At 71.6% G+C, this 24065-nt stretch carries 21 protein-coding genes and 1 pseudogene; 14 read left to right on the forward strand and 8 right to left on the reverse strand.

Features of this window, described 5'->3' with window-relative positions:
* Positions 1-239 precede the first annotated feature (239 nt).
* The gene (locus tag TNCT6_RS24640; protein WP_141362238.1) at positions 240-530 is read left to right on the forward strand and encodes a GlsB/YeaQ/YmgE family stress response membrane protein; all 291 of its coding nucleotides are present in this window, start codon (positions 240-242) and stop codon (positions 528-530) included.
* 103 nt (positions 531-633) lie between these two features.
* On the opposite strand, the gene tyrS is transcribed toward TNCT6_RS24640, so the two are convergent.
* The 3 genes from tyrS to TNCT6_RS24655 form a co-directional block, all read right to left on the reverse strand.
* Positions 634-1902, reverse strand: coding sequence for a tyrosine--tRNA ligase (tyrS, locus tag TNCT6_RS24645; protein WP_141362240.1), 1269 nt, complete (start codon positions 1900-1902; stop codon positions 634-636).
* A gap of 77 nt (positions 1903-1979) precedes the next feature.
* Entirely contained in the window at positions 1980-3374 is a 1395-nt protein-coding gene (locus TNCT6_RS24650) for a metallopeptidase TldD-related protein (RefSeq protein WP_141362242.1), read from the reverse strand.
* Between the two features lie 82 nt (positions 3375-3456).
* Positions 3457-4980 (reverse strand): TldD/PmbA family protein, encoded by a 1524-nt coding sequence (locus TNCT6_RS24655; RefSeq protein ID WP_141362244.1) that lies wholly within the window; start codon positions 4978-4980, stop codon positions 3457-3459.
* 308 nt (positions 4981-5288) lie between these two features.
* Here TNCT6_RS24655 and fabG point away from each other — a divergent pair, with 308 nt between their 5' ends.
* Positions 5289-6008, forward strand: coding sequence for a 3-oxoacyl-[acyl-carrier-protein] reductase (gene fabG, locus TNCT6_RS24660; protein ID WP_141362246.1), 720 nt, complete (start codon positions 5289-5291; stop codon positions 6006-6008).
* A gap of 5 nt (positions 6009-6013) precedes the next feature.
* On the forward strand, positions 6014-6781 hold the full coding sequence (gene fabI / locus TNCT6_RS24665) for an enoyl-ACP reductase FabI (protein WP_141362248.1): 768 nt from the start codon (positions 6014-6016) through the stop codon (positions 6779-6781).
* Positions 6782-7297: 516 nt separating this feature from the next.
* Here fabI and TNCT6_RS24670 read toward each other — a convergent pair.
* Positions 7298-7990: a FadR/GntR family transcriptional regulator gene (locus TNCT6_RS24670; RefSeq protein ID WP_141362250.1), complete on the reverse strand. Its 693-nt coding sequence runs from the start codon at positions 7988-7990 to the stop codon at positions 7298-7300.
* Between the two features lie 82 nt (positions 7991-8072).
* Between TNCT6_RS24670 and TNCT6_RS24675 the strand changes: the two genes are divergently transcribed.
* The 4 genes from TNCT6_RS24675 (at position 8073) to TNCT6_RS24685 (ending at position 10700) form a co-directional block, all read left to right on the forward strand.
* Positions 8073-9428, forward strand: a complete 1356-nt coding sequence (locus TNCT6_RS24675; RefSeq protein WP_373996204.1) for a CynX/NimT family MFS transporter — start codon at positions 8073-8075, stop codon at positions 9426-9428.
* Positions 9429-9477: 49 nt separating this feature from the next.
* Positions 9478-9597, forward strand: coding sequence for an SGM_5486 family transporter-associated protein (locus TNCT6_RS41065; protein ID WP_253266212.1), 120 nt, complete (start codon positions 9478-9480; stop codon positions 9595-9597).
* 253 nt (positions 9598-9850) lie between these two features.
* Positions 9851-10060 (forward strand): hypothetical protein, encoded by a 210-nt coding sequence (locus tag TNCT6_RS24680; protein WP_141362254.1) that lies wholly within the window; start codon positions 9851-9853, stop codon positions 10058-10060.
* Positions 10061-10181: 121 nt separating this feature from the next.
* Positions 10182-10700, forward strand: coding sequence for a histidine phosphatase family protein (locus tag TNCT6_RS24685; RefSeq protein ID WP_141362256.1), 519 nt, complete (start codon positions 10182-10184; stop codon positions 10698-10700).
* 37 nt (positions 10701-10737) lie between these two features.
* Here the strand turns inward: TNCT6_RS24685 and serB are convergent, their stop codons facing one another.
* Complete coding sequence (gene serB, locus TNCT6_RS24690) at positions 10738-11946, reverse strand: phosphoserine phosphatase SerB (protein ID WP_141362259.1); 1209 nt, start codon at positions 11944-11946, stop codon at positions 10738-10740.
* Positions 11947-12483: 537 nt separating this feature from the next.
* Positions 12484-14433 (reverse strand): annotated as a pseudogene (locus tag TNCT6_RS24695) (streptophobe family protein); the annotation flags it as partial.
* 243 nt (positions 14434-14676) lie between these two features.
* On the opposite strand from TNCT6_RS24695, the gene TNCT6_RS24700 reads away from it, so the two are divergent.
* Positions 14677-17199 carry an FHA domain-containing protein gene (locus tag TNCT6_RS24700; RefSeq protein WP_141366776.1) on the forward strand — a complete coding sequence of 841 codons (2523 nt, stop codon included), beginning with the start codon at positions 14677-14679 and terminating at the stop codon, positions 17197-17199.
* A gap of 82 nt (positions 17200-17281) precedes the next feature.
* Here the strand turns inward: TNCT6_RS24700 and TNCT6_RS24705 are convergent, their stop codons facing one another.
* Positions 17282-17983: a transglycosylase SLT domain-containing protein gene (locus tag TNCT6_RS24705; protein ID WP_141362260.1), complete on the reverse strand. Its 702-nt coding sequence runs from the start codon at positions 17981-17983 to the stop codon at positions 17282-17284.
* Between the two features lie 466 nt (positions 17984-18449).
* On the opposite strand from TNCT6_RS24705, the gene TNCT6_RS24710 reads away from it, so the two are divergent.
* From TNCT6_RS24710 to chpE, 3 genes are all read left to right on the forward strand, one after another.
* Positions 18450-19595, forward strand: a complete 1146-nt coding sequence (locus TNCT6_RS24710) for a GAF domain-containing sensor histidine kinase (protein ID WP_141362262.1) — start codon at positions 18450-18452, stop codon at positions 19593-19595.
* A complete protein-coding gene (locus TNCT6_RS24715) occupies positions 19588-20229 on the forward strand; it encodes a response regulator transcription factor (RefSeq protein ID WP_141362264.1) in 642 nt (213 codons plus the stop codon). The genes TNCT6_RS24710 and TNCT6_RS24715 overlap by 8 nt, the downstream gene beginning before the upstream one ends.
* 156 nt (positions 20230-20385) lie before the next feature.
* Positions 20386-20631, forward strand: coding sequence for a chaplin ChpE (chpE, locus tag TNCT6_RS24720; RefSeq protein WP_141362266.1), 246 nt, complete (start codon positions 20386-20388; stop codon positions 20629-20631).
* A 97-nt stretch (positions 20632-20728) separates the two neighbouring features.
* Here the strand turns inward: chpE and TNCT6_RS24725 are convergent, their stop codons facing one another.
* Positions 20729-21526 (reverse strand): hypothetical protein, encoded by a 798-nt coding sequence (locus TNCT6_RS24725; protein ID WP_141362268.1) that lies wholly within the window; start codon positions 21524-21526, stop codon positions 20729-20731.
* Positions 21527-21678: 152 nt separating this feature from the next.
* On the opposite strand from TNCT6_RS24725, the gene TNCT6_RS24730 reads away from it, so the two are divergent.
* The 3 genes from TNCT6_RS24730 to TNCT6_RS24740 all read left to right on the forward strand — a co-directional run bounded on the left by TNCT6_RS24730 (position 21679) and on the right by TNCT6_RS24740 (position 24045).
* Positions 21679-22476, forward strand: coding sequence for an ABC transporter ATP-binding protein (locus TNCT6_RS24730; RefSeq protein WP_141362270.1), 798 nt, complete (start codon positions 21679-21681; stop codon positions 22474-22476).
* 51 nt (positions 22477-22527) lie between these two features.
* Positions 22528-22959 carry an NfeD family protein gene (locus TNCT6_RS24735; protein ID WP_141362272.1) on the forward strand — a complete coding sequence of 144 codons (432 nt, stop codon included), beginning with the start codon at positions 22528-22530 and terminating at the stop codon, positions 22957-22959.
* A 141-nt stretch (positions 22960-23100) separates the two neighbouring features.
* A complete protein-coding gene (locus TNCT6_RS24740) occupies positions 23101-24045 on the forward strand; it encodes an SPFH domain-containing protein (RefSeq protein ID WP_141362274.1) in 945 nt (314 codons plus the stop codon).
* Positions 24046-24065 lie beyond the last annotated feature (20 nt).

Raw genomic sequence — 24065 nt, forward strand, 5'->3', positions numbered from 1 at the left:
CACTCCCCGGCCCGCGTCCGGTCCTGGACCGGACGGGACAACGACCCGCACGAACTACACGTTACGCCGCGTTCCCACCGCCTACGAGACCGGGGCCGCCGTTCTGCCTGCACGAACGGCGCCCGCTCCGTCCCGCGGGCCGCCCAGGACCTTCCGGCGGCCGCAGCCGACGTGCGACGCACGGAAGCCGCCCCGACACTGGGCGTAATGCTCATGTAGAGCCGGACGAGGAGGCAGCCATGGGCTGGTTGTGGGCGATCATCGTGGGTTTCGTGCTGGGGCTGATCGCGAAGGCGATCATCCCGGGCAAGCAGCACAGCCCCATCTGGCTGACCACGATCTTCGGCATGCTCGGCGCGATCGTCGGCAACGCGGTGGCCCGCGCGGCCGGTGTCGCCTCGACCCGCGGCATCGACTGGAGCAGGCACTTCTTCCAGCTCGTGGCCGCGATCATCATCGTCTTCGTCGGCGACATGGCGTACATGGCGCTGTGGGGCAACAAGAAGCGGCAGGACGCCCAGCGGGCATAGCGCGGGCGCACGGGCCGAGAGGCGGTGGAAGGACGGCCGAAGGGGGCGGCCCACCGGAATCCCCGGTGGGCCGCCCCCTTCGCGCCCGGCCGTATGTCCGGGCTCAGCCGCTCGTGACCTCGACCGCCGCCAGATTCCTCTTGCCCCGGCGCAGCACCAGCCAGCGGCCGTGCAGCAGGTCCTCCGTGGCGGGGACCGCGTCCTCGGCGGTGACCTTGACGTTGTTCACGTAGGCGCCGCCCTCCTTCACCGTGCGGCGCGCGGCCGACTTGCTGGGCACCAGGCCGACCTCGGCGAACAGGTCGACCACCGGGCCCAGCTCGGTGACCTCGGCGTGCGGGACCTCTGCCAGGGCCGCGGTCAGGGTCGGCTCGTCCAGCCCGGTCAGCTCGCCCTGCCCGAACAGCGCCCTGGACGCGGCGATCACGGCGGCCGTCTGCTCGGCGCCGTGCACCAGCGTCGTCAGCTCCTCGGCCAGCGCGCGCTGCGCGGCCCGGGCCTGCGGACGCTCCTCGGTCTGCCGCTCCAGCTCCTCCAGTTCCTCGCGGGACTTGAAGGACAGGATGCGCATGTAGCGGGAGATGTCCCGGTCGTCCACGTTCAGCCAGAACTGGTAGAACGCGTACGGCGTCGTCATCTCCGCGTCGAGCCAGACCGCGCCGCCCTCGGTCTTGCCGAACTTGGTGCCGTCCGCCTTCGTCATCAGCGGCGTCGCGAGCGCGTGCACCGCCGCGTCCGGCTCCAGGCGGTGGATCAGGTCGAGGCCCGCCGTGAGGTTGCCCCACTGGTCGCTGCCGCCCTGCTGGAGCGCGCAGCCGTACCTCCGGTAGAGCTGGAGGAAGTCCATGCCCTGGAGGATCTGGTAGCTGAACTCGGTGTAGCTGATGCCCTGGTCGGACTCCAGACGGCGGGCGACGGAGTCCTTCGTCAGCATCTTGTTGACCCGGAAATGCTTGCCGATGTCCCGCAGGAACTCGATCGCGGACAGGCCCTGCGTCCAGTCGAGGTTGTTCACCATCACGGCGGCGTTCTCGCCCTCGAAGGACAGGAACGGCTCGATCTGGCCGCGCAGCCGGTCCACCCAGCCGGCCACCGTCTCCGGGTCGTTCAGCGTGCGCTCGGCGGTCGGACGGGGATCGCCGATCAGGCCCGTGGCCCCGCCGACCAGCGCCAGCGGCCGGTGCCCGGCCTGCTGGAGCCGGCGCACGGTGAGCACCTGCACCAGGTGCCCCACGTGCAGTGACGGCGCCGTCGGGTCGAAGCCGCAATAGAACGTGACGGGACCGTCCGCGAGCGTCTTGCGCAAAGCGTCCTCGTCGGTGGACAGGGCGAACAGCCCACGCCACTTCAGCTCGTCGACGATGTCCGTCACGGTTCTCGTGTCTCCTAGATGAAGCTCGGTGCGAGCTCGGTGCTCTTCGGGCAGTCGGGTGACAGCCGACTACGAGGTTATACGCCCTGGCTGACAGAGCTCATGTTGAATTCCGGGACGCGCAGCGCCGGCATCGCGGCGCGGGTGAAGTAGTCGCTCCACTCCCTGGGCAGCGTCTTCTCGGTCCGCCCGGCCTCGGTCGCCCTTCCCAGCAGGTCCACCGGCGACTCGTTGAACCGGAAGTTGTTGACCCCGCCGGTCACCTCGCCGTTCTCCACGAGGTACACGCCGTCCCGGGTCAGGCCCGTGAGCAGCAGCGTCGCGGGGTCCACCTCGCGGATGTACCACAGACAGGTGAGCAGCAGCCCGCGCTCGGTGCCCGCGACCATCTCCTCCAGGGAGCGATCGCCGCCCCCGTCGAGGATCAGGTTCCCGGCCGACGGGGCGAGCGGCAGCCCGGTCAGGCCCGCGCTGTGCCGGGTGGTCAGCAGATGCCGCAGCTCGCCGCCGCCGATCCACTCGGTGGCGTGCACGGGCAGTCCGTTGTCGAACACCGACCTGTCGTCCCCGGAGGAGTGCGCGACCACGAACGGCGCGCACTCCAGGCCGGGCTCGTCCGGATCGCTGCGCAGCGTCAGCGGAAGCTCGGTCAGCTTCTCGCCGACGCGGGTGCCGCCGCCCGGCTTGGAGAACACCGTGCGTCCCTCGGCGGCGTCCCGGCCCGAGGACGACCAGATCTGGTAGATCAGCAGATCGGCGACCGCCGTCGGCGGCAGCAGCGTCTCGTACCGCCCCGCGGGCAGCTCGATCCGGCGCTCCGCCCAGCCGAGCCGTATGGCCAGCTCCGCGTCCAGCGCCGCCGGGTCGACGTCCTTGAAGTCCCGCGTGGACCGTCCGGTCCACGCCGAGCGGGTGCGGTCCGGGGACTTGGCGTTCAGCTCCAGCGTCCCGGCCGGCTGGTCGTGGCGCAGCCGCAGGCCCGTCGACGTGCCCAGGTACGTCGACACCATCTCGTGGTTGGCGAAGCCGTACAGTTCGCGGCCACCGGCACGCGCGCGTGCGAACGACTCGCCGAGCGCCGGCGCGAAGTCCGCGAACACCGCGGAGGAGGTCTCGGCGGGCGCGTCGGTGAAGTCCGGGGACTGCGGTACGTCCGTCACCAGCGGCTGGGCGTCCTCGGCGGGCCCGGCCCCGCGCGCGGCGGCCTCCGCGGCCCGCACCAGCGGCTCCAGCTCGTCCTCGGTCACGGCGGCCCTCGACACCACGCCCGAGGCGGTGCCCTCCCGGCCGTCGACGGTCGCGATCACGGTGAGGGTGCGCCCGCGTGTGACACCGTTCGTGGTCAGCGCGTTGCCCGCCCAGCGCAGATTGGCGGTGGACTGCTCGTCGGCGATCACGACGCAACCGTCGGCCCGGGACAGTGCGAGGGCGCGCTCGACGACCTCGTGCGGCTTGCTGGTACGCGGGCTCATCGACCGGCCTCCTGCGTGGTGTTGAGACTGTGTTTTCCCGGGGGACAACCCCTGGACCCCCGGCCGGCTCCGACGCTGACGCTCATCGACCGGCCTCCTGCGAGGTGTTCAGGATGTTGACGCCCTTGAAGAGTGCCGACGGGCAGCCGTGCGAGACCGCCGCGATCTGGCCCGGCTGGGCCTTGCCGCAGTTGAAGGCGCCGCCCAGGACATACGTCTGCGGTCCGCCCACGGCCGCCATGGAGCCCCAGAACTGGGGCGTGATCCCCTGGTAGGCGAAGTCGCGGACCTGCCCGTCGAGGCGGCCGTCGCGGATCCGGTACGCCCGCTGACCCGTGAACTGGAAGTTGTAGCGCTGCATGTCGATCGACCAGGACCGGTCCCCGACGACGTAGATCCCGCGGTCGACGCTCCCGATGAGATCCTCGGTCGACAGCCCGGCCGGGTCGGGCTGGAGAGACACGTTCGCCATGCGCTGCACGGGTACATGGCCGGGGGAGTCGGCGAAGGCGCACCCGTTGGACCGCTCGAACCCGGTCAGCCGCGCGATCCTGCGGTCCAGCTGGTAGCCGACCAGCGTGCCGTCCCTGACCAGGTCCCAGGACTGCGCCTCGACGCCCTCGTCGTCGTAGCCGACGGTGGCCAGGCCGTGCTCGGCGGTGCGGTCGCCGGTGACGTTCATCAGCTCGGAGCCGTACTTCAGCTTGCCCAGCTGGTCGAAGGTGGCGAAGGAGGTGCCGGCGTAGGCGGCCTCGTAGCCGAGGGCCCGGTCCAGCTCGGTGGCGTGGCCGATGGACTCGTGGATGGTCAGCCACAGGTTGGAGGGGTCGACGACCAGGTCGTAGACGCCCGCCTCGACGCTCGGCGCGCGCATCTTCTCGGCGAGCAGCCCGGGAATCCGCTCCAGCTCGTCCTCCCAGCCCCAGCCGGTCCCGGTGAGGTACTCCCAGCCGCGCCCGACGGGCGGGGCGAGCGTGCGCATCGAGTCGAACTCGCCGCTGGAGTCGTCCACCGACACGGCGGTCAGCTGCGGATGCAGCCGCACCCGCTGCTGCGTGGTCACGGTCCCGGCGGTGTCGGCGTAGAACTTGTTCTCGTGCACGGTCAGCAGCGAGGCGTCGACGTGGTCGACGCCGTCGGCCGCGAGCAGCCGCGCGCTCCACTCGGCGAGCAGCCCCGCCTTCTCCTCGTCGGGCACGGTGAAGGGGTCGATCCCGTACGAGGACACCCAGGTCCTCTCCCCGTGCACCGGCTCGTCCGCCAGCTTCACATACTCGTCGGACCCCGCGGCCTTGATGACCTGCGCCGACAGCTTGGCCATCGCGACCGCCCGGGAGGCGACCTTGGCGGCCGCGTCCGGCGTCAGGTCCACCCCGGAGGCGAACCCCCAGGTCCCGCCGTGCACGACGCGCACCGCGTATCCCAGGTCGGTGGTGTCCGACGACCCGGCGAGCCGGGCGTCCCTGAGCCGCCACGACGCACTGCGCACCCGCTCGAACCGGAAGTCCGCGTGCTCGGCCCCCAGTGAGCGCGCGCGTGCCAGGGCGGCGTCGGCGAGGGGGCGTAGGGGCAGGGCGAGGAACGACTGATCGACTTCGTGGGGCACGGGCGGGCTTCCCTTCGAGGCGCTCTCCTGTGATGGCCGTCGCGGGCAGTGAATCACGTCCCATGCGTCGTACTCCTCCGAGTAAGTGACACGGGGACGAGCGGACCCTTCGGCGAACGTCCCGGCACGGCGGACGGACCACGACGTTCCGACTGTAGGAACCCGACAGGAGCCGGGGAGAGCCACTGTCGGTGCCCGATTGCCCGGTGGCGTGGCCGGACCGATAGGTTTTCGGTGAAGCCGCCTGTCATCGAGGTGTTCGGGCGGGTTGTCGGAATGCTTCAGACCGCTATCGAAAGGGTGATCCGTTGAGCCGCTCGGTTCTCGTCACCGGAGGCAACCGGGGGATCGGCCTCGCCATCGCCCACGCGTTCGCCGACGCCGGCGACAAGGTCGCCATCACCTACCGTTCGGGGGAGCCGCCGGCCGCCCTCAAGGAAATGGGCTGCCTCGCCGTCAGGTGCGACATCACCGACCCCGAGCAGGTGGAGCAGGCCTACAAGGAGATCGAGGCCGAGCACGGCCCCGTCGAGGTCCTCGTCGCCAACGCCGGCGTCACCAAGGACCAGCTCCTGATGCGCATGTCCGAGGAGGACTTCACCTCGGTCCTCGAGACCAACCTCACCGGCACCTTCCGGGTCGTCAAGCGGGCCAACCGCGGCATGCTGCGCGCCAAGAAGGGCCGTGTCGTGCTGATCTCCTCGGTGGTCGGTCTGCTCGGCTCGGCGGGCCAGGCCAACTACGCCGCCTCCAAGGCCGGCCTGGTCGGCTTCGCGCGGTCCCTCGCCCGTGAGCTGGGTTCGCGCAACATCACCTTCAACGTCGTCGCCCCCGGTTTCGTCGACACCGACATGACCCGGGCGCTCTCCGACGAACAGCGCGAGAACATCATGGGGCAGGTGCCGCTCGGCCGGTACGCCCAGCCCGAGGAGATCGCCGCGGCGGTGCGGTTCCTCGCCTCGGACGACGCCTCGTACATCACTGGAGCCGTCATTCCCGTTGACGGCGGACTGGGAATGGGTCACTGATCACCATGAGCGGAATCCTCGAGGGCAAGCGCGTCCTGATCACCGGTGTGCTGATGGAGTCCTCCATCGCCTTCCACGCCGCCAAGCTGGCCCAGGAGCAGGGCGCGGAGATCATCCTCACCGCCTTCCCGCGGCCCACGCTGACCGAGCGCATCGCCAAGAAGCTCCCGAAGCCGACCAAGGTCATCGAGCTCGACGTCACCAACGACGAGCACCTGGGCCGCCTGGCCGACATCGTCGGCGAGGAGCTCGGCGGCCTCGACGGCGTCGTCCACTCCATCGGCTTCGCGCCGCAGGACGCGCTGGGCGGCAACTTCCTCAACACGCCGTTCGAGTCGGTCTCCACCGCCATGCACGTCTCGGCGTTCTCCCTGAAGTCGCTGACCATGGCCTGCCTGCCGCTGATGCAGAACGGCGGCTCGGTCGTCGGCCTCACCTTCGACGCCCAGTACGCCTGGCCGCAGTACGACTGGATGGGCCCGGCCAAGGCCGCCCTGGAGGCGACCAGCCGCTACATGGCGCGCGACCTGGGCAAGCAGAACATCCGCTGCAACCTCATCTCCGCGGGCCCGATCGGCTCCATGGCCGCCAAGTCCATCCCGGGCTTCGGCGAGCTGGCCTCGGTGTGGGACACCCGTGCCCCGCTGGAGTGGGACCTGAAGGACCCCGAGCCGGCCGGCCGGGGCATCGTGGCCCTGCTGAGCGACTGGTTCCCGAAGACCACCGGCGAGATCATCCACGTCGACGGCGGTCTGCACGCCATCGGCGCGTGACGCCGCGCAGCTGAACTTCAGCGACGTTCGAGGGCCCGCACCCCCGGGGTGCGGGCCCTCCGTCGATCTCGCGTCCGCCGTGCAACCCCACTGACCGTGGCCGTCGCTCTCGCTCTGCCGCTGCCGCCGCTCCTGCCGGACGGGCGTCGCTGCAGTTCGAGGTGTTGCTGCAGTTCGGGGCGACGGCGCACACGCGTGTGCGTGCCCCTGGTTCCGCTTGCCGTGGTCGTGGCCGTGGCCGTGGCCGTCGCGGCGTCGCCGCGCACGCATGCGCGTGCGTGTGCCGGTCCGCCCGCGGCGCCGGAGCCGACCGGTGCCGGCCGCCGTGCCACCGTCTCCGGCTCCCAGGTGACCGCCTACTGCCGCAACCCGTGTCCCGGGACCGACCGCGTCGGCCCGCACGTCGAGTGCGACCGGTGGTGGACCTCGACAGCGACGCCTCCCCGGTGGCCGGACGGCCCGCGCGGGCCGTCCGGACGACCGGCCGCTTCCGGAAGGAGGTGCGCTCGGTGCGGGTCACTTGCCGGCGGGCGAAGGGATCCGGCCCGTACGGCACAGCAGCGCGTAGCTCGCGGCCTCGGCGGCGGCCGTCTCGGCGTCGCCCTCACGGATCGCGTCGAGCAGCCGGGTGTGGTCCATGTACGTGTCCGGCGTCAGCTCCGCGCCGATGTCCGCGCGCAGCCAGTCCCGCAGCACCTCGCCCAGATCCGCGTACGTCGCCGTCATGACGTCGTTGTGGGACGCGGCCACCACCGCCAGGTGGAACGTGGCGTCCGCGGTCACGAACGCCTCCGTGTCACCGGACTCCCAGGCCTGCTCGCGGCGCAGGAACTGCGCGTGGAGCTGCTTGAGGTCCTTCTCGGTGCGCCGCTCGGCGGCCAGCCCGGCCGCGGCCGACTCCAGCGCGGAACGCAGTTCGGCGATGTGCCGCGGATCCGCCTCGGCGAACCTGCGGTGCATCACGCCCGCCAGCTCGCTGGTCGCCACGACGTACGTGCCCGAACCCTGGCGGATGTCCAGCAGGCCGTTGTGGGCCAGCGCCCGGACCGCCTCGCGGACCGTGTTGCGGGCCACACCGAGTTGCTCCACCAGCTCCGGCTCCGTCGGGATGCGGGAGCCGACCGGCCACTCGCCCGTGGTGATCTGGCTGCGCAGGGCGGCGATGACCTGTTCGGACAGCGCCGACCGGCGCGGATGGGTCAGTGGCATGGCACACCTTCGCACGCGGGACCCGGGGTCAGGGCCCCGAGGCGTCGACAACCAATCATCCCATCATTCTATGATGGTGCTCATGCCACGCGAGGAAACGACCCGCACGACGACACCGACGACCGCACGCATCCCGGCCGCGACCACCGGTTCCAGGGACATCCCGGAGCCGGAACCGCACGGACGGCGAGCGTCCGGTGGCGGCGCCACGCGCGCGTGGATGACGCGCCTGGTCGTCGTCGGCCTCGTGCTGTCCGCGCTGAACCTCCGCCCCGCCATCACCAGCCTCGGCGCGCTCCTGGAGGAGGTGCGCCACGGGCTCGGCATGAGCGGCAGCGTGGCCGGAGTGCTCACCTCCGTGCCCCCGCTCTGCTTCGCCGTCTTCGGCGTCATGGCACCCCGGCTGGCCCGCCGCTTCGGACCGGCCGCCGTGGTGTGCTCGGGCATGGTCGCCATCGCCGCCGGACTGGCGGTACGGCCCTACGTGGGCAGCACGGCCGCGTTCGTCGCCGCCAGCGCGCTGGCCCTCATGGGCATCGCCGTCAGCAACGTCCTGATGCCGGTCATCGTCAAGCGCTGGTTCCCCGACCGGGTCGGCACCATGACCGGCCTGTACTCGATGGCCCTCGCCCTCGGCACCTCGGCCGCCGCCGCGGTGACCGTGCCGCTGACCGGGGCGCTCGGCGGCAACTGGCGGTCCGGGCTCTCCGTGTGGGCCCTGCTCGCCGCGGTGGCGGTGCTGCCATGGCTGCCGGTGGTACGGGACCGGTCCCGGTCCACCGCGCAGGCGCCGGCCCGCACCGGAGCCGCGTCCGGGGAAACGGCCCGCGCGCGGGAGGCGCAGGCCCCGGCGCTGCGCATCGCCCGCAGCCGTACCGCCTGGGCCCTGGCCGTCTTCTTCGGACTCCAGGCCACCGCCGCCTACATCACCATGGGCTGGATGGCGCAGATCTTCCGGGACGCGGGCGTCCCCGCCGGCAAGGCCGGACTGCTCCTCGCCGTCACCATGGCGATGGGCGTGCCGCTGGCCTTCGTCATCCCGCGCCTGGCCACCCGGCTGCCCCACCAGGGCCCGATCGTGCTGGTGCTCGGCGTCTGCGGCCTGGTCGGCTACGGCGGTCTCTATCTCGCGCCCGCCACCGGCTCCTGGGCCTGGGCCCTGCTCCTCGGCATCGCCAACTGCGCCTTCCCGCTCGCGCTCACGATGGTGGGCATGCGGGCCAGGACCGGTCCGGGCGTGGCCCAGCTGTCCGCGTTCGCGCAGAGCACCGGCTACCTGATCTCCATCCCGGGTCCGCTGCTGGTCGGCGTGCTGTACCAGAGCAGCGGCGGCTGGGGGCTGCCCATCGCGCTCATGGCCGGACTGATGGTGCCGCAGATGGTGGTCGGTTACGTGGCGGGCCGCGACCGCACGGTGGAGGACGAGGCGGCGCGCTGAGGCGGCCCCGCGGGCCGCGTTCCGGGCGAAGGGTGCGAGACTGGGGCGCATGCAGCCTGTGCTCGACCCGAACCCCAAGGACGGCCAGAGGAAGATGCTGTTCGTCCTCGGCACGTTCTTCGCCATCTTCGTGATCATCGCCGTCGTCGCCACCCTCGCGGCGCCGTGACCGACCTGCCGCCGCGGCCCCGCGCCGCGGCGGCGGTCGCTTTCCCCGCGCAGTATGTGCGTCCCGTGACGTCCGCCGGCCGGTGAGGCTCGTCCTCGGGGTCGATGGTGGGGTTAACCCCCCATCCCCTAGGGGGCGAGGGTCAGGGGCAAGTGGGTGGATCACCGGATGGGCCGGGGAGCGCGGATTCCGTAGCTTCGAGATGTGACCGCGAGAGGCGGTCCGCGGACCTCGGAGACCAGCGGAGGCGATCATGTCGGCGCGTACGCACACCCGGCCCCACCCGGCGACCACGGGCGCCGGTGTCGACTCCCGGCTGCCGTGGTGGGCCCTGGCCCTGCCGGTGCTGGCGTTCGTCGCGCTGCTCCTCCTGATCCGCAACCCGGCGGACGCGCAGGCGGCCTCCGGCGACCCCGCGATCACCCAGATGTTCCGGCACGCCCGGGAACTGCTCGCCCGTTGACGCCCACGGGGGAGCCCCGGACGCCGTCCCCGGCTCATGGTCCCGGGCCGCCCGCCCCGCCTGAGAAGGCGCATGTCAACTCCCTGCGCCCCATGGCCTGTTTCATGCGAAGCTGGGACGCATGAGCGTCGCAGAACCCCGCAGGATTGTCCTTTTCCGGCATGCGAAAGCCGACTGGCCGCAGGTGACCGACCACGAACGACCACTCGCCGAGCGGGGCCGCAAGGACGCCGCAGTCGCCGGTCGCAAACTGGCCGACGCCGGTGTCGCCTTCGACCTGGCCCTGTGCTCGACCACGACCCGAACCCGCGAGACCTGGAAGCTCGCCGTCCACGAGTTGCCGCATCGGCCGAAGACGGTCTACGAGGAGCGGGTCTACGACGCCTCGCCCGGTGAGCTGATCACCGTGCTCAACGAGACGCCGGACGATGCACGGAGCGTGATCCTCATCGGCCACAACCCGGGCATCCAGGGCCTTGCCGAGGTGCTGTCCGGTTCGGCCGAGGGCGACGCCCGCGAACGGATGAGCCGCCGTGGATTCCCGGCCGCCGCGTTCGCCGTGGTGTCCTTCGACGGCTCCTGGAAGGCCCTGGAGCCGGGTGTGGCCACACTGCTCGACTACTGGGCGCCGTCGGAGTAGTCCGGCGGCAGGGCGGGAGGCGGCCGGCGCGGACCGCTCAGCTCTCCTCGTGCGCGTCCGCCGCCTCGACCTCTTCGCGGGTGACCCCGAGCAGGTAGAGGACGGTGTCGAGGAACGGCACGTTCACCGCCGTGTGCGCCGCCTCCCGCACCACCGGCTTGGCATTGAAGGCGACCCCGAGACCGGCCGCGTTGAGCATGTCCAGGTCGTTCGCGCCGTCACCGATCGCGACCGTCTGCGACAGCGGAACGCCCGCCTCGGCGGCGAACCGGCGCAGCAGCCGCGCCTTGCCCGCCCGGTCGACGATCTCGCCGGTGACCCGGCCGGTCAGCTTCCCGTCGACGATCTCCAGGGTGTTGGCCTGCGCGAAGTCCAGCCCGAGCCGTTCCTTCAGATCGTCCGTGACCTGAGTGAAGCCGCCCGAGACGACGCCGACCTGGTAACCGAGCCGCTTGAGCGTACGGATCAGGGTGCGCGCGCCCGGCGTCAGGCGTACCTCGCTGCGCACCTTGTCCACCACGGAGGCGTCCAGCCCCTCCAGCAGTGCCACACGGGCGTGCAGCGACTGCTCGAAGTCCAGCTCGCCGCGCATCGCCGCCGCCGTCACTTCGGCGACCTTGTCCTCGCAGCCGGCGTGCCCGGCGAACAGTTCGATCACCTCGTCCTGGATGAGCGTGGAGTCCACGTCCATGACGACCAGGCGCTGGGCCCGCCGGTGCAGGCCCGCCCCGACGACCGCGACATCGACACCGAGTGCCGCGGCCTCCGTCGCGAGAGCGGTGCGCAGCGGCTCCGTCTCCACGCCGGACACCGCGAACTCCACTGCCGTCACCGGGTACTTGGCCAGCCGGAAGATACGGTCGATGTTGCCGCCGGCCCGGGTGATCCGTGCGGCGATCCGAGCGGTCGCCTCCGCGGTGAGCGGGTGGCCGAGAACGGTGACCAGGGAGCGTCCGAGGCCACGCGGCCGGTTGTCGCCGCGGCCGGAGATGATCTCCGCCTGCATCTTCATCGACTCGGCCCAGCTGTGCACGGTGGCCCGCAGGTCGCCCTCCAGCGCGGCGGGCGGCTGGGTGACGAGCGCGCAGAGCACGATCCGGCCACGGGTGACGACCTGCTCGATGTCGACCACGTCGACGGAGTAGGCGGCGAGGGTGTCGAAGAGGCCGGCCGTGATGCCCGGCCTGTCCTTCCCGAAGATCTTGACGAGGAGGGTGGGATCGGCAGAGGTCTGCGAAGCGCTCATGGTGCTTCCACCGTATCCGGCACCCAGTGCCCGCTGCCCCTCAGGTCCGCCTGACGGACAGCGAACAACAGGTGTCCACCGGACGACGGCCCGCCTGCCGTCCGGTGCTCACTTCTTCGGAGACCGCGGCGGCCTGGGCGGAGGCGGCGGCCCATCGTCCTGCACGCCCGGGGGCCGCTTCGGCGGCCGCGGAGGCGGGAGCGGCCGCACAGGCCCCACCACCGTCGGCGCCCCGTACACATCGTCCCCCGAATCCGCCGGCCGATCCTGCCCACCGCCAGGTCCGCCCGCCCCACCCGGCTCGACGGACTCCGCCCGGCCGGATCGCCTTCGGCCATCGGGCGGACGGCCATCCACCGAATCGGCGTCCCGCCGGTCTCGCGGCCCGCCCGAGTCCGCCGCCCCGTCCCGTCCGCTGCCGGGTCGGCCCGGTCGGCCCGGCCCTTCCGGCTCGGCGGGCTCGCCCCGGCCGGACTGGCCTCGGTCGTCCTGCGGACCCGGCCGCGCCCGCCCACTGCCTGGTCCGCCTCGTCCGCCTGGTCCGTCCGGTTCGGTGGGCTTCGCCCAACCAGTCTGCCTGCGGCTGTCGGGCGGACGGCGGCCCGCCGGATTGGTGTCCTGCCGGTCTGGAGGTCCGCCCGAGTCCGCCGGCCGGTCCCGCCAGCCGCCCGGTCGGCCCGGTCCGCCCGGCTCTGCGGGCTCCGCCCGGCCGGACTGGCCTCGGTCGTCCTGCGGACCCGGCCGAGCCCACCCGCCGCCGCGGCCGCCGCGTTCGCCCGTCTCGGTGGACTCCGCCCCGCCGTACCGTGCTCGGCCGTCCGGCGGGCGTGCGTTTTCTGGGCGGGCCTCCTCGGGACGGGCGTCCTGCGGGTCTCGCAGTTCGTCCGGTAGGCGCAGGTACGGGTTGGTGGACGGGTTCGGCGGGCGGTACGGCGTCCCTGGTGTGTAGGGGGTCCCCGACGCGTAGGGGCCGGGTCCGCTCGTACGGCCGGGCCCTCCGGCCTCGTTCGTGGCGGTCCGTATACCGTGACCGGCTCCCTCCGCGGCCCCGGCCCCCGAGGCGGCCCCTTCCGCGACGGTCTTGTCACCCCGTGCCAAGGGCGCCGCACGGCTGCCGGCGGCGCCGGTCGCGCTCGCCAGCAGGGCGCCCACGGCGCCCGCACCGGCCCCCCACACGGCGCCGAGCAGCAGCGCCGTGCCCAGATGCCCGCGCAGTTCCACCCCGGCGCCGAACGCGTCGAAGCCGAGGACGGACAAGGACGCGTCCACCGACACCCCCGCCGGCCACGCGAGCAGCGGCAGCGCCAGCGCCGTGGCGACGCCCAGCCGCAGCGCGCACCGCCCCGCGAAGCCGAGGACGCCGTGGCCCGGCGCCGCCCCCACCGGAGTCCGTACCGCCGTCAGCACCCCCGCCAGCAGCATCACCAGCGCCGCCGCGACGCCCAGCAGCCACACCCGGCCGTCCAGGTCGGCCAGACGGGACAGCGTGACCGGCTGGTCGGAGTGCGCCGTCAGCAGTCTGTCCAGCGGGTCCGGCAGGAGCCCGGTCAGTTCGCCGGTCGCCCTGCCGTCCCAGGGGACGAAGAGGCCGATCGTGATGCCGAGCCACACCCCGTTGGGGCTGCCGAGCAGTGCCGCGCCCGCGATCCGCCGGGGGTGGTCGTCGCCGGTCGCCGCGTACGCGGCCGCCGCGAGGCCCGCCGCCACGGCGACCATCAGCACCGTGACGAGCGCCGACACGGCGGGCCGCACCACCCGGTGCACGGCCTCCCAGCCGCGCGGCAGCGGCGTGCGGCGTGAGGCGAGCAGCGCGATCAGCAGGACTCCGGCCGACCAGGCGAGCCCACCCAGCAGGGTCGGCCCCGTGTCGACGGTGAAGCCGACCGCGGCCTTGGCGTCGATGAGTCTGCCGATGCGGTCGGGCAGGAGCCCGCCGATGTTCCCCAGATCGCCGAGCCCCGGAATGCTCACGCCGCCGGATCCCGCGCCGCCCGGCAGCCTGCCCAGCCCGAGCGCGCCTCCGTCGATCGTGACGACGTCGTGGCCCGCCCAGGCCAGCCCGCCCAGCACCGCCACGAACAGCGCCACCACCGCGCCGGCCCGGGCCAGGAGTTCGGCCGGGGTTATCTCAACTCCCACCGCGCGCAAGGACCGTAGGAAGAACCACGACAGCAGCAGCGCACCGACCAGGCTCACCCCGAGTGGCGTGATCTGGAGGGCGGTGTGCGCCTCGGCGCCTTTCAGGCCGAACGCGGACACATCACCGGACGGCGTGACCGAACCACCCGCCCCAAGTGCCACCACCGCGGCGGTCATCGGCCCGAGCGAACCCGCCGCGTCGGCCCGCAGCAGATGCAGACCGAGCGCGGCCGTGCCCGCCATGCCGATCAACGCCCAGCTCACGGAGGCGATCGCGGACAGCAGCACGTCGAGCCACGGCAGGCGTGCACCGTGCCTCGCGGTCCCTACGTCCGTGGCAGCGCTCATGGCAGACCCCCCGATCCGCGGCGCGGCCCGGCCGCCGCGCATGTCTCCCCTCGCGTGAAATACCACTCTCCGGCCGGGTTTCAACCCCGTAGGCGAAAAAGCAGCCGAAGCGGACGTACACACTCTTCACAAGGCCCGGCTTTCGGTCAGTGGGCTGAGCCTGAAATAGTTCCCCACGATGTTCGACATCCCTAGACTCCCCGCGACGGGGGCAACTCGGGGGACAACTCAGTGGGGCTTGGAGTGCCGGAACTCGTACTGGAAACCAATGGACGGACCTGGACGCTCGACCCGTCCCGGTCCTACACCCTGGGACGCGATCCGCAGGGGGACATCGTGTTCGACGACGCCAGGGTCTCCTGGCGTCACGCCACGGTCAGCTTCAACGGCCGCAGTTGGGTCATCGATGACCACGGGAGCACCAACGGCACCTTCGCGCAGGGCCGTCGGATCCACCAGCTGGAACTCGGGCCGGGCGCGGCCGTCCATCTCGGCAACGCGACCGACGGGCCGCTGCTGAGCCTTTCCGGCGCCGCGGCCCCGGCGGCGACGCCGCAGGCCCAGCCGCAGCAGCAGCCGTACGCGGCCCAGGGCGCGAACCCCGGCTGGGCGCAGCAGGCGCCGCAGCAGCAGTCCCCGCAGGCCAGTTGGCAGGAACCGCAGCAGGGGCAGCAGGCGCCGTCGATCCCGCAGCAGCAGGGCCCCGGCAGCGGCGCGGGGGCGCCGCCGGTCTACGGCGACCGCAGCCCGACGACCTTCCACCAGTTCTCGCTCGGCCGCGTGATGCGCATCGGCCGTGCCCTGGAGAACGACCTGGTCGTCTCCGACCTCCAGGTCTCCCGCAACCACGCGGAGTTCCACGCCACGCCCGACGGCCGCTTCGAGATCCGCGACCTGGGCTCGCACAACGGCACGTACGTCAACGGCCACCCGGTCCCCAAGGGCGGCTCGGTGCAGCTCGGCCCGACCGACATCGTCGGCGTCGGCCACTCGACGTTCCGGATCGTCGGCGACCGGCTGGAGGAGTTCGTCGACACCGGCGAGGTGTCCTTCTCCGCCCGCCACCTGACCGTGACGGTCGACGGCGGCAAGCAGATCCTCAGGGACGTCTCCTTCGGCCTCCCCGAGAAGTCGCTGGTCGGAGTCATCGGCCCGTCCGGTTCCGGCAAGTCGACCCTGCTGAAGGCGCTCACCGGTTACCGGCCCGCCGACCAGGGCGAGGTCCTCTACGACCACCGGAACCTGTACAAGCAGTTCGCCGAGCTGCGCCAGCGCATCGGCCTGGTCCCGCAGGACGACATCCTGCACAAGGAACTGGCCGTGAAGAAGGCCCTGAGGTACGCGGCCAAGCTGCGCTTCCCGGCCGACACGACGGCCGCCGAGCGCGAGGCCCGCATAGACGAGGTGCTGCGCGAGCTGAAGCTGGACGTCCACAAGGACAAGAAGGTCACCTCCCTCTCGGGCGGCCAGCGCAAGCGCGTCTCGGTGGCCCTGGAGCTGCTCACCAAGCCGTCGCTGATCTTCCTGGACGAGCCGACGTCCGGTCTCGACCCGGGCATGGACCGCGATGTCATGCAGTTGCTGCGGGGACTCGCGGACGACGGCCGCACGGTCCTCGTCGTCACGCACTCGGTGGCCGAGCTGGCCCTGTGCGACAAGCTGCTGGTGATGGCGCCGGGCGGCGCCGTGGCCTACTTCGGTCCGCCGGAGGAGGCGCTGAACTTCTTCGGCTACGACACCTGGGCCGATGTGTTCTCCGCCTTCGAGAACTACCGCGACTACGACTGGGCGGGCCGCTGGAAGGGCTCGCAGCACTACCAGATGTACGCCGCGGACGTCGACGCCGTCGAGCCGCAGTCCGTACACATGCCTCCGCCGCAGGCCATCAGGCCGCCCAAGCCGCAGGGCTGGGGCTCGCAGCTGATGACCCTGATCCGCCGGTACGCGTCGGTGATCGCCTCCGACAAGGGCTTCCTGGCGCTGTCGCTGATCCTGCCGGCGGTGCTCGGCGCGGTCAGCCTGCTCATCGACCACAACCGCGGACTGCTGGTCAACGAGCAGATCAACCGGACGACGGGGCTGCACGTCCCGAACGGCACGGCGACCACGGTGCTGCTGATCCTCGCGGTCGGCGCCTGTTTCGCGGGCGCCGCGAACTCCGTCCGCGAACTGATCAAGGAACGGGTCATCTACGAGCGGGAACGTGCCACCGGCCTGTCCCGCTCGGCGTACCTGATGTCCAAGGTGATCGTGCTCGGCGCGGTCACCGTGATCCAGGGCCTGATGGTCGGCGTGATCGGCTTCTCCAGCCGCGAGATCCCCGAGCAGGGCCTGATCCTGGGCAACGCCACACTGTTCGAGCTGTGCCTGCCGATCATGGCGCTCGGCTTCACCTCGATGATGTTCGGCCTGGTCATCTCCTCGCTGGTGAAGACCGCCGAGAAGACCATGCCGCTGCTGGTGATGTTCGCCATCGTCCAGGTCGTGTTCACCGGCTGCCTGTTCACGCTGAACGGCACCATCGGCGTCAACGAGTTCTCGTACCTGATGCCGTCGCGCTGGGCGGTGGCCGCCGCCGGTACCACGCTGGACTTCAACAACATCGCCCCGAACACCGACGATCCGACGAGCACCGACCCGCTGTGGGACCACACGGCTTCCGCCTGGGGCATCGACATGGTCGCGCTGATCGCGCTCGGTGTCGTGTGCGGCTTCCTGGTGGCGCGCTTCCTGCGCCGCCACGAGCCGGAGGTCATGCGCAAGTAACCGCGCCGCGTCACGGCACGAAGGGCGGCACCCCGCAGTGGGGTGCCGCCCTTCGGCGTGTTGTCAGAGGTCCGCGCCGGCCTCAGTACGCGCTGTTGACGTGGTCGATGGAGCCGTACCGGTGCGCCGCGTAGTTGGCGGCGGCGGTGATGTTGGCGACGGGGTCGTAGATGTTCTTGGACGTGCCGGGCACGTGGTACGCGTTGAAGGTCGGGCCGATGACCTGGAGCAGACCCTTGGACGGGATGCCGTTGCGCGCGTTGATGTCCCAGTTGTTGATGGCGTTCGGGTTGCCCGAGGACTCGCGCATGATGTTGCGGTGCAGGCCGCTGTAGGAGCCGGGGATGTTGTGCTGCTTCATGACGGCGAGCGCCTGCCGGATCCAGCCGTCCAGGTTGTTGCCGTAGCTGGTGTGGACGGCGACCGTCTGCATCTGCGGGCGCTTGGCGGACCGGCTCGCGGCCTGCTTGGCCTCGTGCGCGGCCTTGGCCTTGTGCAGGGCGGCGGCCCGGGCCTGCTGCTTCACGGCGGCCTGCTTCTTGGCCGCGATCGCCTGGATCTTCACGCTCTCGCCCGCGAGCTGGTCGGTGACGCTGGCCTTGACGCCCTGGATCGGCTGGGAGCCGAGCTGCACCGGGGCGGCGGCGACGCTGCTCGTCGGTTCGGCCTGGCTGGGTGCGGCCGAGAAGGCCACTGCGGCCGCACCGAGGACGGCGACGCCGGCGACGGCGATCTTGCGGGGCTGGGCCAGGGCACGACTGTGACGACGGAAGTTTGCGGGCATGGCGAAATAGACCTCTTCGAGTAGCTCGGAGGTCGCTCTCCGGACTGCGGGAGGGGGTCCGTCCCACACAATCGCCGCGAGCGGAAACCCGCGGCGTTGAGCGACGAGAGCAATTCTTAGCGGCCGCAAAATGCCCTGGCAAAGGTGTGACGTACGAAGCCGGATAGTGGAGCGGAACGGACAAAATAGGACAGACAGGAGCGTCTGTCCCGTTCGCGATGGGGCCCGTTGTCTCCTATGTCCGTTCGTACGTGACCTGCGTCCTATGGGTGCCCTCACATCGGGGGCGAGGTTTTCTCACCGTTGGTTGCCGTCGCAACGCGCTGGGTGAGCGGATTCTCCGAGTAGGACGCGGTATGCGCCGCCGGCCCGCCCGGTACCGGGCCGCCGGACCTAGGTCCAGCGACCGGGGCGCGGCCGTCACAGGGCCGATCCGCGCCGTCACCCCCGCCGGTACCGTGAGGGCATGAGTCAAGGCCCCAGGTCCGGCCTCGCCGCGGTGAGCGCCGCGCTGCTGGCCATGAGCAGGCATCTGGAGGTGCGCGACGTCCTGAAGACGATCGTCGCCTCGGCCCGCGAACTGCTCGACGCGCAGTACGCCGCCCTCGGCGTACCGGACGACCACGGGGGCTTCGCCCAGTTCGTGGTCGACGGGGTCAGCGACGAGCAGTGGCGGGCCATCGGCCCGCTCCCGCGCCAGCACGGCATCCTCGCCGCGATGCTGCACGAGGCCCGCGTCGAGCGCCTCGCGGACCTGCGCGAGGACCCGCGCTTCGAGGGCTGGCCCGCCGCCCACCCGGAGATGTCCGACTTCCTGGGCCTGCCGATCCGCGACGGCGACGAGGTCATCGGCGCCCTGTTCCTCGCGAACAAGAACCGCGAGACGCCCCGGGGCGGCTGCGGCTTCACCGAGGAGGACGAGGAACTGCTCGCCATCCTCGCCCAGCACGCCGCGATCGCCCTCACCAACGCCCGCCTCTACGAACGCAGCCGCGAGCTGACCATCGCCGAGGAGCGCTCCCGCCTCGCCCACGAACTGCACGACGCGGTCAGCCAGAAACTGTTCTCCCTGCGCCTGACCGCCCAGGCCGCCGCCGCCCTCGTCGACCGCGATCCGGCGCGCGCCAAGGGCGAACTGCAGCAGGTGGCCGCGCTCGCCGCCGAGGCCGCCGACGAACTGCGCGCCGCCGTCGTGGAGCTGCGCCCCGCCGCCCTCGACGAGGACGGCCTCGTGGCCACCCTCCGTACCCAGATCCAGGTCCTCGACCGCGCCCACAGCGCGCGCGTCACCTTCACCACCCGCGGTATCCGCGCCCTGCCGGCCGCGCAGGAGGAGGCCATGCTCCGCGTCGCCCAGGAAGGCCTGCACAACGCGCTGCGGCACGCGTGGGCGGACCACGTCCACGTCACCCTGGACCGCCGTGGCAGCGGTGCCGTCCTGCGCATCACCGACGACGGCACCGGCTTCGACCCGAAGGCGGTGCGCCGCGCGGGCCGCCATCTCGGCCTGGTCTCCATGCGGGACCGGGCGAGCGGGGTCGGCGGACGGCTGACGGTGGAATCGGAGCCCGGCAAGGGCACCGCGATCGAGATGGAGGTCCCCGGTGGCTGACGCAATCAAGGTGCTGCTCGTCGACGACCACCAGGTGGTCCGCCGGGGCCTGCGCACCTTTCTGGAGGTGCAGGACGACATCGAGGTCGTGGGCGAGGCGGCGGACGGCGCCGAGGGAGTCGCCCGCGCCGAGGAACTGAGGCCCGACGTCGTCCTCATGGACGTCAAGATGCCGGTCATGGACGGGGTCGAGGCGCTGCGCCGACTCCGCGAACTCGACAACCCCGCGCGCGTGCTGATCGTCACCAGCTTCACCGAGCAGCGCACGGTGGTCCCGGCGCTGCGCGCGGGCGCCGCCGGGTACGTCTACAAGGACGTGGACCCCGACGCTCTCGCCGGCGCCATCCGCTCGGTGCACGCCGGGCACGTCCTCCTCCAACCGGAGGTCGCGGGTGCCCTGTTGTCCCAGGAGGAGAACAACTCCGGCCAGAGCCGCGGAACGTCACTGACGGAGCGGGAGCGGGAGGTGCTCGGCCTGATAGCCGACGGCCGCTCGAACCGCGAGATCGCCCGGGCCCTGGTGCTCTCCGAGAAGACCGTCAAGACACATGTGTCGAACATCCTGATGAAGCTCGACCTGGCGGACCGCACCCAGGCCGCGCTGTGGGCCGTACGCCACGGCGTGAGCGGCTGACTCCACCCGCGGACGGCAATGCGGAGGGTCCCGCTCCGGAGTGAGATTCATACCGTCGTGGGAATGTCCCCCGGATGGCGCAACCTCCGTGCGCCCCGGCCGTTCTCCAGTGCGTGCCGCGGCGACCGCCGCGGCGATCACCAGGAGGGGTCGGAAGTGAAGAACCTGAAGAAGGCGGCGGCCGTGACGATGGTGGCCGGGGGGCTCGTGGCCGCAGGCGCCTCGATGGCCTCCGCCACCGACGGTGCCTGGGCCTGCGGCGCCGCCAAGGGCTCCCCGGGCGTCGTCTCGGGCAACGTCGTCCAGGCCCCGGTCCACATCCCGGTCAACGCCGTCGGGAACAGCGTCAACGTCATCGGCGTCCTGAACCCCGCCTTCGGCAACCTCGGCCTCCACCGCTGAGCCACCTCGACCGACGGCCTCCCGGCTCCCCCCGGGAGGCCGTTTCGCGTTCCCCTCCGCCGTCCGCGGGCAGACTCGACGCCGGTCGGGCCACGCGTCAGCGCGCCCCTTTCTCCCGTTTCTCCCGCTCCTCCACCACCGAGTTGTACGCCGCCACCTGCGCCCGCCGAGCCGTCCGCTCCACCGGCCGCAGCGCGGCCCCCCGCGCCGCCATCTCGGACGCGCTCACGGCGCCCCCGTGCCCGTTCTCGTACGCCAGCGAGACCAGCAGTGCCACCCGCCGCGCCAGCTCCAGCACCCGCACCGCGCGCGGCGGATACCCCGGCGCCAGAACCTCCTGCCCCCGCTCGGACCGCGCCCGGTACGCGTCGATCGCCGCCTCCGCCACCGGCCCCGATCCGGCCACGTCCAGCCGCGACAGCACCGAAGTCGCCTCCCGCAGCGCCTCCGCCAGTTCCCGCTCGGCCTCGCCCAGTGACGGCACGTCGGCCGGCGGCGCCTCCCGCACGGGCAGCACGTGCCACAGCACCTCCGTGTGCACATCGCCCTCGGGCCCTGCCTCGTGCACCTGGGGCACCAGCCCGAACGCGGCCCCGTGGCAGAGCACCGCCTCCCCGGCCTCCAGCGCCCGCGCGTTGAACTCCGGCGGCCCGCTCAGCCCCAGCGGATGCCCCGGCGCGGGCAGCGCCACCCGCAGCGCGCCCACCCCGAGCCGCCGCAGCCGCCCCAGGGCCAACGTGAGTCCGACCGGCCCCGACTCCCCAGGCAGCCCTTCCACCCGATGGACAGCGTCGTCCCCGACGATGGCGAGCACGGCGTCGTCCGGCGAGACATATCCGGACAAGAGGGAGTTTCCCCATGCGGCGAGACGTCCAGAGCGCGGTTCCGAGAGCATGCCTCCACCCTAAGGACCGGACCGATGGAACGGCCCGCCCGGCTCGTGGCGTAGATTCGGTGAGGGCTGCGCCCACCGGCGCGGCGGACCCAGCCACAGGCGTACGCGACAGCCGAGACCGGCGGCACACTGCAAGGGGAGACAACGCGCTCATGAGCGATGTTCTGGAGCTTCAGGACGTATCCGTGGTCCGTGAGGGCCGGGCTCTCGTGGATCAGGTCTCCTGGTCGGTCAAGGAGGGTGAGCGCTGGGTCATCCTCGGCCCCAACGGCGCCGGCAAGACCACCCTGCTGAACGTCGCCTCCACCTACCTCTTCCCCAGCAGCGGCACCGCCACCGTCCTCGGCGAGACGCTCGGCAGGCCCGGCACCGACGTCTTCGAGCTGCGCCCCCGCGTCGGCATGGCCGGCATCGCCCTGGCCGAGAAGCTCCCCAAGCGCCAGACCGTGCTCCAGACCGTGCTGACCGCCGCCTACGGCATGACCGCCGGCTGGCAGGAGGAGTACGAGGACGTCGACGAGCAGCGCGCCCGCGCCTTCCTCGACCGCCTCGGCATGAGCGACTACCTGGACCGCAGGTTCGGCACCCTCTCCGAGGGCGAGCGCAAGCGCACCCTGATCGCCCGCGCCCTGATGACCGACCCGGAACTGCTCCTGCTCGACGAGCCCGCCGCCGGTCTCGACCTCGGCGGCCGCGAGGACCTGGTCCGCCGTCTCGGCCGGCTCGCCCGGGACCCGATCGCCCCTTCGATGATCATGGTCACCCACCATGTCGAGGAGATCGCCCCCGGCTTCACCCACGTCCTGATGATCCGCCAGGGCAAGGTCCTCGCCGCCGGCCCGCTGGAGCTCGAACTCACCTCCCGCAACCTCTCCCTGTGCTTCGGTCTCCCGCTCGTCGTCGAACAGGTCGGTGACCGCTGGACCGCCCAGGGACTGCCGCTGTCCTGAACCCACTCCGCACCCTGTCCGCCGTCACCGCCCGCGGCCTAACATGACCATGTGAACAACATCGACGCATGGGTGTGGTGGCTGGTCGGCGCGGCGGCGCTCGGAATCCCGCTCGTGGTGACCGCGATGCCGGAGTTCGGCATGTTCGCGGTGGGGGCGGTCGCCGCCGCGGCCGTCGCGGGCTTCGGCTTCGGCGTCGTCGTCCAGGTGCTCACCTTCGTCGTCGTCTCGGTCGCCCTCATCGCCGTCGTCCGGCCCATCGCGGCCCGGCACGGCAAACAGCGCCCCGAACTGGCCACAGGAGTGGACGCGTTGAAGGGCAAGCAGGCCGTCGTCCTGGAGCGCGTCGACGGCTCCGGCGGCCGTATCAAGCTCGCCGGGGAGATCTGGTCGGCACGCGCGCTCGACACGGACCACGTCTACGAAGCCGGCGAACAGGTCGACGTCGTGGACATCGAGGGCGCCACCGCCGTCGTCATGTGACCTCGCACCAAAGACGACAACGCAAGTGGGCTGAACAGGCAGCGAGTTGGGTAACGGTCTGTCAGACTCGACCAGCAAGATCTTCGACAACCGTAAGATCTTCCGAAAGAGCCGAGGCGGAGAAGGGTACGGGCAGCAACGATGGCACCGGTCATCATCGTTCTGATCATCCTGGTGGTGTTGGTCTTCATCGCCCTGATCAAGACGATCCAGGTCATCCCACAGGCGAGCGCCGCCATCGTCGAGCGCTTCGGCCGCTACACACGGACACTGAACGCGGGCCTCAACATCGTCGTCCCGTTCATCGACACCATCCGCAACCGCATCGACCTGCGTGAACAGGTCGTGCCGTTCCCGCCGCAGCCGGTGATCACCCAGGACAACCTGGTCGTGAACATCGACACCGTCATCTACTACCAGGTGACCGACGCCCGCGCCGCCACCTACGAGGTCGCCAGCTACATCCAGGCCATCGAGCAGCTCACGGTCACCACCCTGCGCAACATCATCGGCGGCATGGACCTGGAGCGCACCCTGACCTCCCGCGAGGAGATCAACGCGGCCCTGCGCGGCGTCCTCGACGAGGCCACCGGCAAGTGGGGCATCCGCGTCAACCGCGTCGAGCTGAAGGCCATCGAACCGCCCACCTCCATCCAGGACTCGATGGAGAAGCAGATGCGCGCCGACCGCGACAAGCGCGCCGCGATCCTCACCGCCGAAGGTACGCGCCAGGCCGCCATCCTCACCGCCGAGGGCGAGAAGCAGTCCCAGATCCTGCGCGCCGAGGGTGAGGCCAAGGCCGCAGCCCTGCGCGCCGAGGGTGAGGCCCAGGCCATCCGCACCGTCTTCGAGTCCATCCACGCCGGAGACCCCGACCAGAAGCTGCTCTCCTACCAGTACCTCCAGATGCTCCCGAAGATCGCCGAGGGCGACGCCAACAAGCTCTGGATCGTACCCAGCGAGATCGGCGACGCCCTCAAGGGCCTGTCCGGAGCCATCGGCAACTTCGGTTCCCTGGGCGGCGCTCCGAGCGGCGGCAACGCCCCCGCGGCCACCGAACGCCGCGAGAAGCCGTCCATCGACTGACCCGTCCGGTCCGCCATGTC

Origin of the sequence: Streptomyces sp. 6-11-2 (genome assembly GCF_006540305.1) — a bacterium.
In the GTDB taxonomy this organism is placed as follows: Bacteria; Actinomycetota; Actinomycetes; order Streptomycetales; family Streptomycetaceae; genus Streptomyces.

Excerpts from the sequence above, each read along its gene's own strand:
- TNCT6_RS24640 (WP_141362238.1), top strand. The coding sequence starts at position 240 with ATGGGCTGGTTGTGGGCGATCATCGTGGGTTTCGTGCTGGGGCTGATC.
- TNCT6_RS24650 (WP_141362242.1), bottom strand. The coding sequence starts at position 3,374 with ATGAGCCCGCGTACCAGCAAGCCGCACGAGGTCGTCGAGCGCGCCCTC.
- fabI (WP_141362248.1), top strand. The coding sequence starts at position 6,014 with ATGAGCGGAATCCTCGAGGGCAAGCGCGTCCTGATCACCGGTGTGCTG.
- TNCT6_RS24670 (WP_141362250.1), bottom strand. The coding sequence starts at position 7,990 with ATGCCACTGACCCATCCGCGCCGGTCGGCGCTGTCCGAACAGGTCATC.
- TNCT6_RS24675 (WP_373996204.1), top strand. The coding sequence starts at position 8,073 with ATGCCACGCGAGGAAACGACCCGCACGACGACACCGACGACCGCACGC.
- TNCT6_RS41065 (WP_253266212.1), top strand. The coding sequence starts at position 9,478 with ATGCAGCCTGTGCTCGACCCGAACCCCAAGGACGGCCAGAGGAAGATG.
- TNCT6_RS24680 (WP_141362254.1), top strand. The coding sequence starts at position 9,851 with ATGTCGGCGCGTACGCACACCCGGCCCCACCCGGCGACCACGGGCGCC.
- TNCT6_RS24685 (WP_141362256.1), top strand. The coding sequence starts at position 10,182 with ATGAGCGTCGCAGAACCCCGCAGGATTGTCCTTTTCCGGCATGCGAAA.
- serB (WP_141362259.1), bottom strand. The coding sequence starts at position 11,946 with ATGAGCGCTTCGCAGACCTCTGCCGATCCCACCCTCCTCGTCAAGATC.
- TNCT6_RS24705 (WP_141362260.1), bottom strand. The coding sequence starts at position 17,983 with ATGCCCGCAAACTTCCGTCGTCACAGTCGTGCCCTGGCCCAGCCCCGC.
- TNCT6_RS24710 (WP_141362262.1), top strand. The coding sequence starts at position 18,450 with ATGAGTCAAGGCCCCAGGTCCGGCCTCGCCGCGGTGAGCGCCGCGCTG.
- TNCT6_RS24725 (WP_141362268.1), bottom strand. The coding sequence starts at position 21,526 with ATGCTCTCGGAACCGCGCTCTGGACGTCTCGCCGCATGGGGAAACTCC.
- TNCT6_RS24730 (WP_141362270.1), top strand. The coding sequence starts at position 21,679 with ATGAGCGATGTTCTGGAGCTTCAGGACGTATCCGTGGTCCGTGAGGGC.
- TNCT6_RS24740 (WP_141362274.1), top strand. The coding sequence starts at position 23,101 with ATGGCACCGGTCATCATCGTTCTGATCATCCTGGTGGTGTTGGTCTTC.